This window comes from Pseudomonas sp. 13B_2.1_Bac1 (assembly GCF_025466155.1).
In the GTDB taxonomy this organism is placed as follows: Bacteria; Pseudomonadota; Gammaproteobacteria; order Pseudomonadales; family Pseudomonadaceae; genus Aquipseudomonas; species Aquipseudomonas aylmerensis.
Window position 1 is genome coordinate 1 of record NZ_JANLOH010000097.1, and the last position, 15,005, is coordinate 15,005.

The 15,005-nt window shown below is 62.2% G+C and carries 10 protein-coding genes; 1 reads left to right on the top strand and 9 read right to left on the bottom strand.

What is annotated here, in order from left to right; all coding sequences use genetic code 11:
- Window positions 1-84: 84 nt before the first annotated feature.
- The 9 genes from NTD80_RS24200 to betI all read right to left on the bottom strand — a co-directional run bounded on the left by NTD80_RS24200 (window position 85) and on the right by betI (window position 12,567).
- Complete coding sequence (locus tag NTD80_RS24200) at window positions 85-1,263, bottom strand: NAD(P)/FAD-dependent oxidoreductase (RefSeq protein ID WP_262135285.1); 1,179 nt, start codon at window positions 1,261-1,263, stop codon at window positions 85-87.
- A gap of 164 nt (window positions 1,264-1,427) precedes the next feature.
- A complete protein-coding gene (gene dbpA / locus NTD80_RS24205) occupies window positions 1,428-2,765 on the bottom strand; it encodes an ATP-dependent RNA helicase DbpA (RefSeq protein WP_232005461.1) in 1,338 nt (445 codons plus the stop codon).
- Between the two features lie 177 nt (window positions 2,766-2,942).
- Window positions 2,943-4,370, bottom strand: a complete 1,428-nt coding sequence (gene mdtD / locus NTD80_RS24210) for a multidrug transporter subunit MdtD (RefSeq protein WP_065904823.1) — start codon at window positions 4,368-4,370, stop codon at window positions 2,943-2,945.
- A 36-nt stretch (window positions 4,371-4,406) separates the two neighbouring features.
- Window positions 4,407-5,297: an alpha/beta fold hydrolase gene (locus tag NTD80_RS24215; RefSeq protein WP_262135286.1), complete on the bottom strand. Its 891-nt coding sequence runs from the start codon at window positions 5,295-5,297 to the stop codon at window positions 4,407-4,409.
- A gap of 295 nt (window positions 5,298-5,592) precedes the next feature.
- Window positions 5,593-6,909: a TldD/PmbA family protein gene (locus NTD80_RS24220; protein ID WP_065904819.1), complete on the bottom strand. Its 1,317-nt coding sequence runs from the start codon at window positions 6,907-6,909 to the stop codon at window positions 5,593-5,595.
- The gene (locus NTD80_RS24225) at window positions 6,909-8,351 is read right to left on the bottom strand and encodes a TldD/PmbA family protein (RefSeq protein WP_262135287.1); all 1,443 of its coding nucleotides are present in this window, start codon (window positions 8,349-8,351) and stop codon (window positions 6,909-6,911) included. The genes NTD80_RS24220 and NTD80_RS24225 overlap by 1 nt, the downstream gene beginning before the upstream one ends.
- 208 nt (window positions 8,352-8,559) lie before the next feature.
- A complete protein-coding gene (gene betA / locus NTD80_RS24230; RefSeq protein ID WP_262135288.1) occupies window positions 8,560-10,263 on the bottom strand; it encodes a choline dehydrogenase in 1,704 nt (567 codons plus the stop codon).
- A gap of 128 nt (window positions 10,264-10,391) precedes the next feature.
- Window positions 10,392-11,864: a betaine-aldehyde dehydrogenase gene (gene betB / locus NTD80_RS24235; RefSeq protein ID WP_065904813.1), complete on the bottom strand. Its 1,473-nt coding sequence runs from the start codon at window positions 11,862-11,864 to the stop codon at window positions 10,392-10,394.
- 109 nt (window positions 11,865-11,973) lie between these two features.
- Window positions 11,974-12,567, bottom strand: coding sequence for a transcriptional regulator BetI (gene betI / locus NTD80_RS24240; protein ID WP_028618243.1), 594 nt, complete (start codon window positions 12,565-12,567; stop codon window positions 11,974-11,976).
- 391 nt (window positions 12,568-12,958) lie between these two features.
- Between betI and NTD80_RS24245 the strand changes: the two genes are divergently transcribed.
- Entirely contained in the window at window positions 12,959-14,893 is a 1,935-nt protein-coding gene (locus NTD80_RS24245) for a BCCT family transporter (protein WP_226939981.1), read from the top strand.
- Window positions 14,894-15,005: the final 112 nt, after the last annotated feature.

Here is a 15,005-nt window from a genome sequence, read left to right on the forward strand (position 1 = left end):
GGGGGTTGGGGGGGGGGGGGGGGTTAAAACCCCCCCCCCCCATCGCAGGCAAGCCAGCTCCCACAGTTTGACCGCGTACGCGCTTCAGGCGTACTGCGCGGCGGCGTAGCCGGATGCCCACGCCCACTGGAAATTGAACCCGCCCAGGTGACCGGTCACATCCAGCACTTCCCCAATGAAGTACAACCCCGGGCTTTTCAGCGACTCCATGGTTTTCGACGAGACTTCCCGCGTGTCCACGCCACCCAGAGTCACCTCGGCGGTGCGATAGCCCTCGGTGCCCGCCGGCACCAGTTGCCAGCTCGCGAGTTTTTGCGCGATGTCGGCCACTTCGGCGTGGGTGTATTGCTTCATGGGCTTGGACACGAACCAGGTTTCCGCCAGCAGGTTGGCCATCTTCTTGGTGAAGATCTCTCCCAGCAGGGTTTTCAACTCGCTGTTGGGACGCTCGACTTGTTGCTGTTGCAGCCAGCTGTGGGCGTCGTGTTCGGGCAGCAGGTTGATCTCCACGGTATCGCCGGACTCCCAGTACGAGGAGATCTGCAGGATCGCCGGGCCGCTCAGGCCACGGTGGGTAAACAGGATGTTCTCGCGAAAGCTCTGGCCGTTGCAGCTGACCAGGCAATCCACCGAGGTGCCGGACAGCTCGCCGCACAATTCCTTGAGCTGGTCGGTGATGGTGAACGGCACCAGGCCCGCGCGGGTCGGCAGCAGCTCGTGACCGAACTGCTTGGCCACCTGATAACCAAAGCCGGTGGCGCCAAGTGTCGGAATCGACAGGCCGCCTGTGGCAATCACCAGGGACTCGCAGCGCAACTCACCCAGGGTGGTCTGCAGCTGATAGCCGTTGTCGAGCTTGGCGATTTCCTCGATAGAGGTGTCCAGGTGCAGGCTCACGCCGGTCTGGATGCACTCATCCAAGAGCATGCCGAGGATGTCGCTGGACTTGTTGTCGCAGAACAGCTGGCCGAGTTTTTTCTCGTGGTATGGCACGCCGTGCTTGGCCACCAGCCCGATGAAATCCCACTGGGTATAGCGGGCCAGGGCGGATTTGCAGAAGTGTGCGTTGTGCGAGAGGAAGTTGGCCGGCTCGGTATACATATTGGTGAAGTTGCAGCGGCCACCACCGGACATCAGGATCTTCTTGCCGGCCTTGTTGGCATGGTCGATCAACATCACCTTGCGCCCACGCCCGGCGGCGGTCAGTGCGCACATCAAGCCTGCGGCGCCGGCGCCAATGATCACAACTTCGGTCGAGCGCACAGCAATGTCCTCACAAAAATATTGATCTGAAATGCAATCAAATGTGGGAGCTGGCTTGCCTGCGATGGCATCAACTCGGTCAATCTGTCAGACCGAGTTGCCTGCATCGCGGGCAAGCCCGGCTCCCACATTGATTCGGTTCCTTCAACAGGAACGCGGTTTTTTTACAGGATCCGCACGCGCAGCGAACGGCCTTTGATCTTGCCGTCGTTCAAGCGCTGCAGCGCCTGCTTGGCGATCCCACGCTCCACGGCCACAAACGCCTGGAAGTCGAAGATCGCGATCTTGCCGACCTGGGCACCCGGGATGCCTGCTTCACCGGTCAAGGCGCCGAGGATATCGCCCGGGCGAACCTTGTCCTTACGGCCGGCGGCGATGCACAGGGTGCTCATCTGCGGCAGCAGCGGGCCGCCGCTTTGTGGCTTGAGGTTGTCCAGTTGGTCCCAGTTCAGCGGCGATTTCTGCAGCTGCTCGATGGCCTGGGCGCGGTGTGCTTCTGACGGTGCTACCAGGCTGATGGCGATGCCGGTCTCGCCCGCACGCCCGGTACGGCCGACGCGGTGGATGTGGATTTCCGAGTCACGGGCCAGTTCGACGTTGATCACCATGTCCAGCGAGTCAATGTCCAGGCCACGGGCGGCAACGTCGGTGGCGACCAGTACCGAGGTGCTGCGGTTGGCAAACATCGCCAGCACCTGGTCACGGTCGCGCTGCTCCAGGTCGCCATGCAGGCCGACGGCAGAAATGCCCTTGGCCGTCAGGTGATCCACGGTTTCCTGCACCTGCTGCTTGGTGAAGCAGAACGCCACGCAGGACGCCGGGCGGAAATGCGCCAGCACCTTGGTCACGGCGTCCATGCGTTCTTCCGGGGAAATCTCGTAGAAACGCTGCTCGATCTGGTCGTCGGAGTGAAACGCCTCGGCCTTCACTTGCTGCGGCGCACGCATGAATTTCGACGCCAGCTGCTTGATGCTCACCGGGTAGGTGGCCGAGAACAGCAGGGTCTGGCGACGGGCCGGGGTCTTGCTGATGATGTCTTCGATGGCGTCGTAGAAACCCATGTCGAGCATGCGGTCAGCTTCATCGAGGATCAGCGTGTTCAAGCCGTCGAGTACCAGTGAGCCTTTGCGCAAGTGCTGCTGGATCCGGCCCGGGGTGCCGACGATGACGTGGGCGCCATGTTCCAGGGAAGCGATCTGCGGGCCGAGGGACACGCCGCCGCACAGGGTCAGCACCTTGATGTTGTCTTCGGCGCGGGCCAGGCGGCGGATTTCCTTGGCGACCTGGTCGGCCAGCTCGCGGGTCGGGCACATCACCAGGGCCTGGCAGCCGAAGTAGCGCGGGTTGATCGGGTTCAGCAGGCCGATGCCGAAGGCCGCGGTCTTGCCGCTGCCGGTCTTGGCCTGGGCGATCAGGTCCAGCCCCTTGAGGATCACCGGCAAGCTTTGCGCCTGGATCTGCGTCATCTCGACATAACCCAGCGAGTCGAGGTTAGCCAGCATGGCGGCGGAAAGCGGCAAAGTATTAAAAGCGGTGGCGATGGTAGTCACGGGACTGGCTCTGCAAAACAAAATGTTGCGCAGTGTAGCAGCCCCCCGTGGGTTTTTTCGCATGTTCCAGACAAGGGGGTGGGGGACAGCGGCAAGTGATGAGCTGCAAGCGGCAAGCTTGCAGCGGCTTCAATGCTCGATGTCGTGCTCGCGGCTGACCACGCGTTTGCCGTCTTTGGGCGACAGCTGCAGGAAGATCGCAGCGGCCAGCATCGCCATGATGCCCACGGTCAGGAAGGTCAGCTGGAAGGCGCCGAGCACACTGTCGACCCCGTCGTTGCCGGCTTCGGCGGTAAAGCCACCGAGCAGCGCGCCGGCGCAGGCCACCCCCAGGCTCAGGGACAACTGCGCCACCACCGAGAGCAAACTGTTGCCGCTGCTGGCCTGGGCGTCGTCGAGGTCGATCAGGGTGACGGTGTTCATCGCGGTGAATTGCAGCGAGTTGATCGCGCCCAGTATCGCCAGCATGCCCAGCAGCAGTGGGTAGGGCGTGTGTTCACTGACCAGGCCCATGCTCGCGAGCATGATGCCCAGGGCCAGGGTATTGCCGGTCAGCACCACGCGGTAACCCAGGCGCTCGATCAGCGGCCGGGCGATGGACTTGGCAAACATCGCCGCCGCCGCCAGCGGCAGCATGCTCATGCCGGCTTCGGACGGCGAGTAGCCCAGCGCCACCTGCAGCAGCAACGGCACCAGGAACGGCAGGGCGCCGCTGCCCAGGCGCGCGAACAGGTTGCCGAGGATGCCCACGGCGAACGTGCGGGTCTTGAACAGCACGGGCGAAAACAGCGGGTTCTCGATATGCCCGGCGCGCAGCCAGTACGCCGCCAGGCACGCCAACCCGCCGAACAGCAGCAACATCACGCGCAGGTGCGGCAAGTGCAGCTCGCCCAGGCCCTCCATGGCGATAGTGATCAGCACCATCGCCGCGCCGAACAGCAGAAACCCGACGCCATCAAAGCGCGTGCGCTCGCTGCCGCGCAGGTCGGGAATGAATTTCCACACGGCGTAGCAACCGATCATGCCCACCGGCAGGTTGATCAGGAAGATCCAGTGCCAGGTCAGGTATTGCACCATCCAGCCGCCCATGGTCGGGCCGAGCAGCGGGCCAAGCAGGCCGGGGATGGTGATGAAACCCATGATGCGCACCAGCTCGGAGCGGGGGTAGGCGCGCAGCACCACGAGCCGGCCGACCGGCAGCATCAGCGCGCCACCCAGGCCCTGGATCACCCGCGCGCCGACCAGCATGGTCAGGCTGCTCGAGAGTGCACACAACAATGAGCCGATGCTGAACAGCATGATCGCGCCGAAAAAGATGCGTTTGGTGCCGAAACGGTCGGCGACCCAGCCCGACGCCGGGATCAGCAAGGCGACGGTGAGCATGTAGGCGATCACCACCCCTTGCATGCGCAGCGGGTTCTCTGCGAGGTCGCGGGCCATGGCCGGCAATGCCGTGTTCAGAATCGTCCCATCCAGCGATTGCATGAAGAAGGCAATCGCGACCACCCAGGGTAGCCAGCGGGCGGTCTTGGCATCGAGAGGGGCGCGATTCGGCATAGGTGACCTTTTTGTTAGCAGGCTATGTGTCGGCGATTATGCGCCATCCGTCGCTCCTTTTCCCACTGGCGGTTCGTCTAAATCCGACATCGTTGCATGCTCTCCCACCAGGAAATCCAGCAAGGCACGGTGCACCGCCAGGGCCGCCTCACGGGATTCCAGGTCAAGCAAATGGCCGGTGTGTTCCGCCACGGCAAAGCTGCTGCGCCCGACATATTGTTTGAATAACCGGGCTTCGGCGGCGGGGGTGTATTCGTCCAGCGTGCCGTTGATGAAGTGCACCGGCGTCTCGATGCGGGTGAGGGCCGGCAGGTAGTTGCCATCCCCCAGGGCGAGTACCTGATGGATATGAAAGCGCGCCTGGCGGTATTCGGTGGTGGCCATGTTCGACAGATGACGATGGTTGTTGCGCTTGAGGCGCGGCGATAGGTACTTGCCCACCGTCTCGTTGAGCAAGTGGCCGACGGCGGATTTGTCATCGGCCTCGATCAGCACGCGTACGCGCTCCACATAATCGAGCATCGCCTGGTTGAGGTTGGGTGCCAGAGCCATCACCACCGAGCTTTCGATGGAGGGCGGGTTGTGCGCCAGGGTCAGCAGTGTCGAGATGCCGCCCCAGGAGGCCGACACCAGGTGATTGACCTCGAAGCGTTCGACCAGGGCCCGCAGGATCTGCACCTCGTCGTCCTTGGTCACCAGGTCGAGGTCGGTGTTGTGTTCGCGCGAATAGCCGGAGAACGGCAGGTCGAACAGCAGCACATTGAAGTGCTCGGCCAGGCATTTGCTGGTCCGGGCAAAGGAGCGCGCGGTGGACAGCGCTCCATTGACCATCAGCACGGTGTTCTTTTCCGAATCGTTTCCCAGCTGCTCAACATGAACGTTGTAGTGCTTGAACAGCTTTTCAATGACAAAACTTCCATGGTTCATGTCAACGCTCCAGCTTGCCCAATCCAGGCAAGGTCGTGCATCACGTGCGCGCACGTGGGGTTAGTGGCGGGGTGCCACTAACCGTTATAACGAGGTTTTTTGCGGGCGACAACCGGCCGCACGGAGAGACGGGTGAGATGGGAATTGTCGGTAGGAAGGGACGAAATGCAGTGGCTGAAATCAATGCAAGGCAGTGTGGGAAGTGGCTTGCCTGCGTTGCAGGCACCAGGGTGTATCAGTGACACCGCGGTGATGCGATCGCAGGCCAGCCAGCTCCCACCGGGACTGGCGGTGCTTATAAGGTCAGGGTCAGGCGTTTGACCAGGGCGCCTGGCAGCAGGTTGGAGGCGGTGTTGCGCTGGCCATACGTGCTGGCCGACAGCAGCAGTTCCCGATCAGCGGTCAGTGCTTCCAGCTGCGCACCGAGCAACTGGAACACGCTGTCATCAAAGCGCATGGTGCTGACCGGCGCCTTGATCTCGCCGTCTTCCACCCAGAACGTGGCGAAGCGCGTCATGCCGGTCAGGCGGGCGGCCGGCAGGTCGGAGTAGTTCAGGTACCACAGGTTGCTGATGTACAAACCGGTGCCCAATTGCTTGAGGATGTCGGCCTGGGCGAGGGTGCCCGCCGCCATCTGCAAGGCGCTGGGGGATTCGTCACGGCTGGCGCCGTTGGCACTCAGGCCGTACTCGGCGGCGCTGCGCGAGTTCACCAGTTGGCCGTCGGCCTTGCCGGCGTTGATCAACCTGACATCGCTGCGCGGGTAGCCTTCGCTGGAAAACGCCGGGCTCAGGGAGCCGCTGACTTGTTCGTCCACCGTCACCTGCGGGCTGAGGTGTTGCTCGCCGGCGTACAGGCGTTGCAGGGAGCTGCCCTTGCTGGCGATGGCCTGGGCCGAGAAACCGCCCCAGGTGATGATGCTGATGATTTCTTCCAACGCCGCCGGGGCCAGGTAGGCGCGGTATTCACCGGGTGCCAGCGCGTGCAACGGCCGGCCGAGGAATTCCAGCTGTTCGCGGGCCAGTTGGAAGCGCCGGGCGAACTCGGCGCTGTTCCAGGCATGGCCGGCGTAGCTGGCCTTGACAGCCTCGCCATTGGCGTGGAACAGGCTGAAGTCGAAGTTGAAGCTATTGGCCTGGTGCCAGCCGAACGCACCGTTCGAACTGGCGAAGCCGCGGCTGATCGGGCCGGCGGCGTAGAACCCGACGAGGTCGACACCTGCGGCCGCCTGGCTGATTTCGTCCAGCACCTGGGCCAGGTCCGGCAACGGCAGGTCCTGTTCGTTGTGATTCTGCCAGGCGTTGTGGTTGAGCAGCAGGTAGGGATCGTGGGGCAGCAGCGGCAGGGTTTCGCGCAGCTGTTGCAGGCCTTCGGCGAGGCGCTGACGGTCCAGCTCCGGATCACCGGCGAGGGTGATGCCGAGGTCGGCGTGGCGGCCATCGTTGATCAGTTTCAGGTTGAGGCTGGCCTGTTGCACCTGGCCGGCCTGGCGCACCTTGGCGTGGTTGAAGCGCACGAACTCGGACGACTCGGCCGCATAGCCCAGGTGGAATTGTTCCTTGTCGGTGATGGCCTGTTTGAGCCATTGCACCAATGCCTTGAAATTGTTCATCAGGCATCTCCCCCAAATACGTCAACGTTGCTGAACACACAGGCCGGCGACGCGTGGCCGACGCGGATCACTTGGTTGGGTTCGCCTTTGCCGCAGTTCGGCGTGCCCAGGACCTTGAAGGTGCTGGCATCGCCCACGGCGCTGAGGTTGCGCCAGAACTGCGCGGAAATCGCCCGGTAGTTGGGGTTTTTCACCACGCCCTTGAGCTCGCCGTTTTCAATCAGTTGGCCCCATTCGCAGCCGAACTGGAATTTATTGCGCGCATCGTCGATGGACCAGGAACGGTTGGTCGACATCAGGATGCCGTGTTCGATGCCGCCAATCAGTTGCGCCAGGCTCTGGTCACCGGCTTCGATATTCAGGTTGGCCATGCGGTCGATCGGCGGGCGGTTCCAGCTGCTGGCGCGGCTGTTGGCGACGCCGCCCAGGCCGGCACGGAACTGCGACAGTGCGCCGCCGAGTGGCTTGAGCAGCACACCTTCGCGGATCAGGAACTGTTTGCTGGCCGGGGTTCCGTCATCGTCATGGCTGTAGCTGGCCAGTTGTTCGGGGATGTCCGGGTCGAAGGTCACGTTGAGCAGTTCGGAGCCGTATTGCAGGTGGCCGAAGTCCTCGGCCTTGACGAAGCTGGTACCGGCGTAATTGCGCTCATCGCCGAGGATGCGGTCCAGCTCCAGCGGGTGGCCGATGGACTCGTGGATCTGCAGGATCATCTGGTCGGGCATCAAGAGCAGGTCGCGCGGGCCCTGGGGCGCGTTTGGCGCCAGCAGCAGTTGCAGGGCTTCGTCGGCAATGCGCGGCGCAGCGCCGACCAGGCCGAAGCGGTCGATCACATCAAAGCCGCCTTGCTGGCCGAAGTTACTGCCGCCAAGGGTGCGCGACTGGCTGTCGTTACCGTCGTAGGCAGTGACATTGACGCCGGGGAACACAAAGCGCTGGGCTTGGCGCAGCTCGGCGCCGGCACTGTTGAGGTAGATCTGTTCGACATGGGTCAGGCCGAGGCTGACTTCCCAGTTCACCAGGCGCTCGTCCTGGGGCACGGCGGCGGATTCATCACCGAGCAATTGGTAGCAATCGCTGAGGGAAGGGAAGGCTTGCGCAAGGTTGGGTGACAGGTAGTCGGCGACGTCGCTGGAGACGTGTTGGTCGCGCAGGTCGAGCAGGGCGTGGGGCAAAATCCGCCGGGCTTGCTGTTCGGCGCGCTCAAGGGCGGCTTGCAGGCCATGCAGGGAAATATCGTGGGTTGCGGCGTAGGCTTCCACACCGTTGACACGCACGGTGAGCATGGCGCCTTCGTCGTGGTTCAGGTGGGGTGGTTCGGCGACGTTCTTGCGTACCGACAGGTACTGGCCGGATTCTCGGACATAACGCAGCGAGAAGAAGTCGGCGGTGGTGCGCAGGGCACTGAAATGCTTTTTGAGTGTGGCGTGGTGGTCGAACATGGGGCCTTCCTTGTGGGCGGCTCAGCGCAGGCAGGCAAACAGAGTAGGCCTGGGCTGGGAGCTGATCAAGGAGGGCGACTACTTGTAGCAGGTGAACCCTTGTGGTGAGCGGGCTTGCCCCGCGTTGGGCTGCGCAGCGGCCCCAAACATCTTGGGAGCGCTACGCACTCCAACGCGGGGCAAGCCCGCTCGCCACAAAGTGTTTCAGTTACTGCGCAGTCGGGCCCACTTCACGCAACGGCTTGCCACGCACCGGCGCATCGCCTGCCACGTAGTAGTCGGCGGTGCTGCGCGGCAGCGGCTGGCGGCCACGGATCTTGTCGGCGATTTTCTCGGCGATCATGATCGTCGGCGCGTTCAGGTTGCCAGTGGTGATGATCGGCATGATCGACGCATCGACCACCCGCAGGCCCTGCATGCCATGCACACGGCCTTCGCCGTCCACTACCGCCATCTCGTCGGTGCCCATCTTGCACGAGCAGGACGGGTGGAACGCGGTTTCGGCGTGCTCGCGGATGAACTTGTCCAACTGCTCATCGGTTTGCACTTCGATGCCCGGGCTGATCTCGCGGCCACGGTAGGGATCCAGCGCCGGCTGCTGCATGATTTCACGGGTCAGGCGGATGCCGTCACGGAATTCCTGCCAGTCCTGCTCGGTGGCCATGTAGTTGAAGAGGATGCTCGGGTAATCCCGTGGGTTCTTCGACTTCAGTTGCACGCGGCCACGGCTTGGCGAACGCATGGAGCCCATGTGTGCCTGGAAACCGTGCTCTTTCACACCGTTGCTGCCGTTGTAGTTAATCGCCACCGGCAGGAAGTGGTACTGGATATTCGGCCAATCGAATTCTTCACGGGTACGGATAAAACCGCCCGCTTCGAACTGGTTGCTGGCGCCGATGCCGGTGCCGTTGAACAGCCACTCGGCACCGATGGCTGGCTGGTTGTACCAGAGCAGCGATGGGTACAGCGAGACCGGTTGGGTGCACGCGTATTGCAGGTACAGCTCAAGGTGGTCCTGCAGGTTTTCACCAACGCCCGGCAGGTCGTGGACCACCGGGATGTCCAGGCTTTCGAGCAGTTTGGCCGGGCCCACACCGGAGCGTTGCAGCAGTTGCGGCGAAGCGATTGCACCGCTGCACACCAGCACTTCTTTACGCGCACGGGCTTCAACGCGCTCTTCGGCGGCACCGATCAGGTAACGCACGCCCACGGCACGCTTGCCTTCGAACAACACTTTGTCGGTGAGGGCGTGGGTGACGATGGTCAGCGTCGAACGCTTTTTAGCCGTGTCCAGGTAACCGCGCGCGGTGCTGGCGCGACGGCCTTTTGGCGTGACGGTACGGTCCATCGGGCCGAAGCCTTCCTGCTGGTAGCCGTTCAGGTCTTCGGTACGCGGGTAGCCGGCTTGCACGCCTGCTTCAACCATGGCGTGGAACAGCGGGTTGTTGCCGGCTTTAGGCGTGGTCACGCTGACCGGGCCGTCGCCACCGTGGTAGTCGTTGGGGCCGATGTCGCGAGTTTCAGCCTTGCGGAAATACGGCAGGCAGTCCAGGTAGGTCCAGTTTTCCAGGCCCGGCAGTTTCGACCAGTTGTCGTAGTCCATGGCGTTGCCACGGATGTAGCACATGCCGTTGATCAGCGAGGAACCGCCGAGCCCCTTGCCGCGACCGCATTCCATCCGGCGGCCGTCCATGTGAGGCTCTGGATCGGTTTCGTAGGCCCAGTTGTAGCGACGGCCTTGCAGCGGGAACGCCAGGGCGGCCGGCATTTGCGTACGGAAATCGAAACGGTAGTCCGGGCCGCCGGCTTCCAGCAGCAGGACGGTGACGCCTTCGTCTTCAGTCAGACGGGTCGCCAGGGTGTTACCGGCGGAACCGGCACCCACAATGATGTAATCGTATTCTTGAGTCATGGGGTCTCCTTGAGAGCTGTTAGCTCTAAGCTTCAAGCTGCAAGAAAGAGCAGCGAGCGGTGTATCTGGGAAGTGCGGCAAACCAAACTGCTTTTACTTGCAGCTTGAAGCTTGCCGCTTGCCGCTTATCAGAACACCGAGGCGTAGTCGCCCAGCTCAACCTGTACCGATTTGATGCGGGTGAAGTTGTTCAGCGAGCTGATGCCGTTCTCACGGCCCACACCGGATTGCTTGTAGCCACCGACCGGCATTTTCGCGTCGGACTCGCCCCAGGCGTTGATCCAGCAGATACCCGCTTCCAGCTGATGAATCACGCGGTGGGCGCGGTTCAGGTCCTTGGTCACAAGGCCCGCAGCCAGGCCGAAGTCGGTGTCGTTGGCGCGACGGATCACTTCTTCTTCGGTTTCGTAAGTGAGGATGCTCATTACCGGGCCGAAGATTTCTTCACGCACGATGGTCATCTCGTCGGTGCAGTCGGTGAACACGGTCGGGGCCACGTAGGCGCCTTTGGCGAATGCACCGTCGGTCAGGCGGTCGCCGCCGCACAGTACGCGAGCGCCTTCTTCCTTACCTTTGGCGATGTAGCCGAGCACGCTTTCCATGTGGGCGAAGCTGACCAGCGGGCCGAAGTTGGTGTTTTCGTCTTGCGGGTCGCCAACGCGAATGCGCGCCACACGCTCAACGATCTTGGCTTCGAAGGCGGCTTGCAGGTGCTTGGGCACAAACACGCGAGTGCCGTTGGTGCAAACCTGGCCGGAGCTGTAGAAGTTGGCCATCATCGCGATGTCGGCGGCGCGATCCAGGTCGGCGTCTTCGAACACGATCAGCGGGGACTTGCCGCCCAGCTCCATGGTCACTTCCTTGAGCGAGGAGCTGGAAGCGCTGGCCATGACTTTCTTGCCGGTGTCGGTGCCGCCGGTGAAGGAGACTTTCTCGATGCGCGGGTGCTCGGTCAGCCAGGTGCCGACTTCACGGCCGCTGCCGGTCAGTACGTTGAACACGCCCGCCGGAACGCCGGCTTCGGTGTAGATCTCGGCCAGTTTCAGGGTGGTCAGCGAGGTGACTTCGCTCGGCTTGAAGATCATCGCGTTGCCGGCAGCCAGGGCCGGTGCGGATTTCCACAGGGCGATCTGGATCGGGTAGTTCCACGCGCCGATACCGGCAACCACGCCCAGCGGCTCGCGGCGGGTGTAGACGAAGGACGTGTCGCGCAGTGGGATCTGCTCGCCTTCGATGGCCGGCACCAGGCCTGCGTAGTACTCCAGGACGTCAGCGCCGGTGACGATGTCGACGTATTGGGTTTCGGAGAAAGCTTTGCCGGTGTCCAGGGTTTCCAGGGCGGCCAACTCGTCGTTGCGCTCACGCAGGATGTCGACGGCGCGACGCAGGATGCGCGAACGCTCCATGGCGGTCATCGCGGCCCAGATCTTCTGGCCTTTTTCGGCGCTGACCACGGCACGTTCAACGTCATCGAACGTTGCGCGTTGCACTTGGGCGAGAACTTCACCGTTAGCCGGGTTGATGGCTTCGAAGGTGGCATCGCTGCCAGCGTCGCTGTAGCCGCCGTCAATGTAGAGTTTTTGCAGTTCGAAACGGGCCATAAAGTCCTCGCAAGTGCATAAGTGGTTGGCGTTAACCGCCGAAAGTGGGCCATAAGGGTCAGGCATCACTGATCGACAGCAGTTCAGGGGTTGAGCGGTTGTGTGTGCTCTAACTCACCTGCTTGGCCAATTGGAAATCCATGTATTCGTAAGCGATCCGTTGCGCTTGCGCCGTGTCGAAAGCGTCTCCCGACAGGGCGCCGCGCAACCACAAACCGTCGATCAGGGCCGCCAGGCCTCGGGCTGCTTTGCGTGCGTGCGGCAGCGGCAGCACTCGGCGGAACTGGCAGCACAGGTTGGAATACAGACGTTGATCGTTGATCCGCTGCAACCTGTGCAATGACGGGTGGTGCATGCTGGTGGCCCAGAAGGCCAGCCAGGTTTTCATTGCCGGGCCGTTGACCTGGCTGGCATCGAAGTTGCCCTCGATGATCACCTGAAGGTGCGCCCGTGGGCTGTCATCCTTCAGTGCGAGCCTGCGTTCGTGGACGTTCTCGATCAGCACATTCATCAAGTACCGCATCGTCGCGGCGATCAGGCCGTTCTTGTCCTGAAAGTAGTGACTGATGATGCCGTTCGAGACGCCGGCCAGACGGGCGATCAGCGCAATGCTGGCATCCCCCATTCCGACCTGATCGATCGCCGTCAAGGTGGCTTCGATCAACTGCTGGCGGCGTATGGGTTGCATACCGACCTTGGGCATGTAGCACCTCTCCTTAGGCCTGCCGATGGGCGATCAACGTCCGTCGGCTTGATGGCCAGTCTATTTTGTTTTGATTGAACGTTCAATCAACAAAGAATAAGATCTGCGACAAATGGTCGCTGCCTACAGATATTTCCTACCTGCGAGCTGCGACATCTGACACCTGCAAAAGTCCTTGAAACAGGCCGTATCAGGGCCTGGGCACCGCTTCGGCGGGGCTCAAGAATTTTCGGGGTGTCTTTATAACACCCGTCCGTCGACTGCCGAAAAATCGATGTCCCGGGATAACCGTTGCCTTGTGTTTCTCTCTCGCACTGCCCGGAGCATCTGCGCCATGAGTTCTGCCTCTCTTATAAAGACCCCGCCGGAAAAGGTCCGGGTCAACGGTTGGGTGTTCTACACCTCCACCGCGCTCATTCTGTTGTTGACCGCCATTCTGATCATCGCCCCGCAGGAGGCCGGGCGCATGCTCGGCGTAGCACAGGCCTGGCTGTCGAAAAGCTTTGGCTGGTACTACATGGTGGTCATCGCCGCTTACCTGGTGTTTGTGGTCGGCCTGGCGTTTTCGTCCTACGGAAAATTGAAACTGGGCAGCAAGGACGACACCCCGGACTTCAGCTACGGCGCCTGGGCCGGCATGTTGTTCTCGTCCGGGATCGGCATCTCGCTGCTGTACTTCGGCGCTTCGGAGCCGTTGGACCACTACTTCAACCCGCCCGAAGGCGCGGCCGCCAGCAATGGCGCGGCACGCCAGGCGCTGCAACTGACCTTTCTGCACTGGGGCCTGCACGGCTGGGCGATCTATGCCCTGGTCGGCCTGGCCGTGGCGTACTTCGCGTACCGGCATAACCAGCCGCTGGCGCTGCGTTCGGCGCTGTACCCGCTGGTAGGCGAGCGTTGGGTGAAGGGCGCGGCCGGCCATGCGGTGGACGGCTTCGGCATGTTCGTGACCCTGCTCGGCCTGGTGACCAACCTGGGTATTGGTTCGATGCAGGTCTCGTCCGGGTTGGAAAACCTGTTCGGCATGCAGCACAGCAACACCAACCTGTTGATCGTGATCATCGTGATGAGCACCGTGGCAACCATCGCTGCGGTATCGGGTGTGGAGAACGGCATTCGCCGCCTGTCCAACCTCAACATCGTGCTGTTCAGCGGTTTGTTGATCTTCGTATTGCTGTTCGGCCCGACCCTGCACTTGCTCAACGGCTTTGTGCAGAACATCGGCGACTACATGAACGGCCTGGTGCTGAAAACCTTCGACCTCTATGTGTATGAAGGCGACGCCGACAAGACCGAACGCTGGATGGGCCTGTGGACCCTGTTCTACTGGGCCTGGTGGATTTCCTGGGCGCCATTCGTAGGCATGTTCATCGCGCGTATTTCCCGTGGCCGCACCGTGCGTGAACTGGTGGCCGGCGTGCTGCTGATCCCGCTGGGCTTCACCCTGGCGTGGTTGTCGATCTTCGGCAACTCGGCGCTGGACCTGGTGCTCAACCACGGTGCGGTGGAGTTGGGCAAAACGGCGCTGGAACAACCGTCCATGGCCATCTATCAACTGCTGGAACATTACCCGGCGTCGAAAATCGTCATCGGTGTGTCGATCTTCGTCGGCTTCGTGTTGTTCCTGACCCCGGCGGATTCCGGCGCGGTGATGATGGCCAACCTTTCCTGCAAAGGCGGCAATGTGGATGAAGATGCGCCGCACTGGCTGCGGATCTTCTGGTCGGCGGTGATCACCCTGGTGACTATCGGCCTGCTGTTCGCCGGTAACTTCGAAGCCATGCAAACCATGGTGGTGCTGGCGGGGCTGCCGTTCTCGGTGGTGCTGATTTTCTTCATGTTCGGTTTGCACAAGGCCATGCGCCAGGACGTCGCAATCGAACAGGAGCAGGCGCAGTTGGCCGAGCGTGGCCGTCGGGGGTTCAGCGAGCGCCTCACCGCGCTGGATCTGCAACCGAGCCAGGCCACTGTGCAGCGCTTCATGGACAAACACGTCACGCCGGCGCTGGAAGAAGCCGCGACGGCGTTGCGCGACCAGGGGCTGGAAGTGCAGACCCTGCTGGGCAAATCCAAGCGCTGCATCGGTGTGCGCATCGAGATGGAAGAGGGCAACCCGTTTGTCTACGAAGTGAGCCTGGATGCTTACTCGTCGGCGCCGAGCGACCTGCCGGAAGAAGAGCGCACCCGCTACTACCGTGCCGAGGTCTACCTGCACAACGGGCCTCAGGAATACGACCTGATGGGCTTTGCCCAGGAACAGATCACCCGGGACGTGCTCGATCAGTTTGAAAGCCATCGGCAGCTCCTTGGCCGTGTCTATAGCTGATGCCTGAAAGGAGCGGCGCCCTCACTGGCGCCGCTTTTTTATGCCGAAACAGAGATCAAATGTGGGAGCTGGGGGGGGGGGGGGGGGGGTTTTTGTTTGAACAATTTGAAAT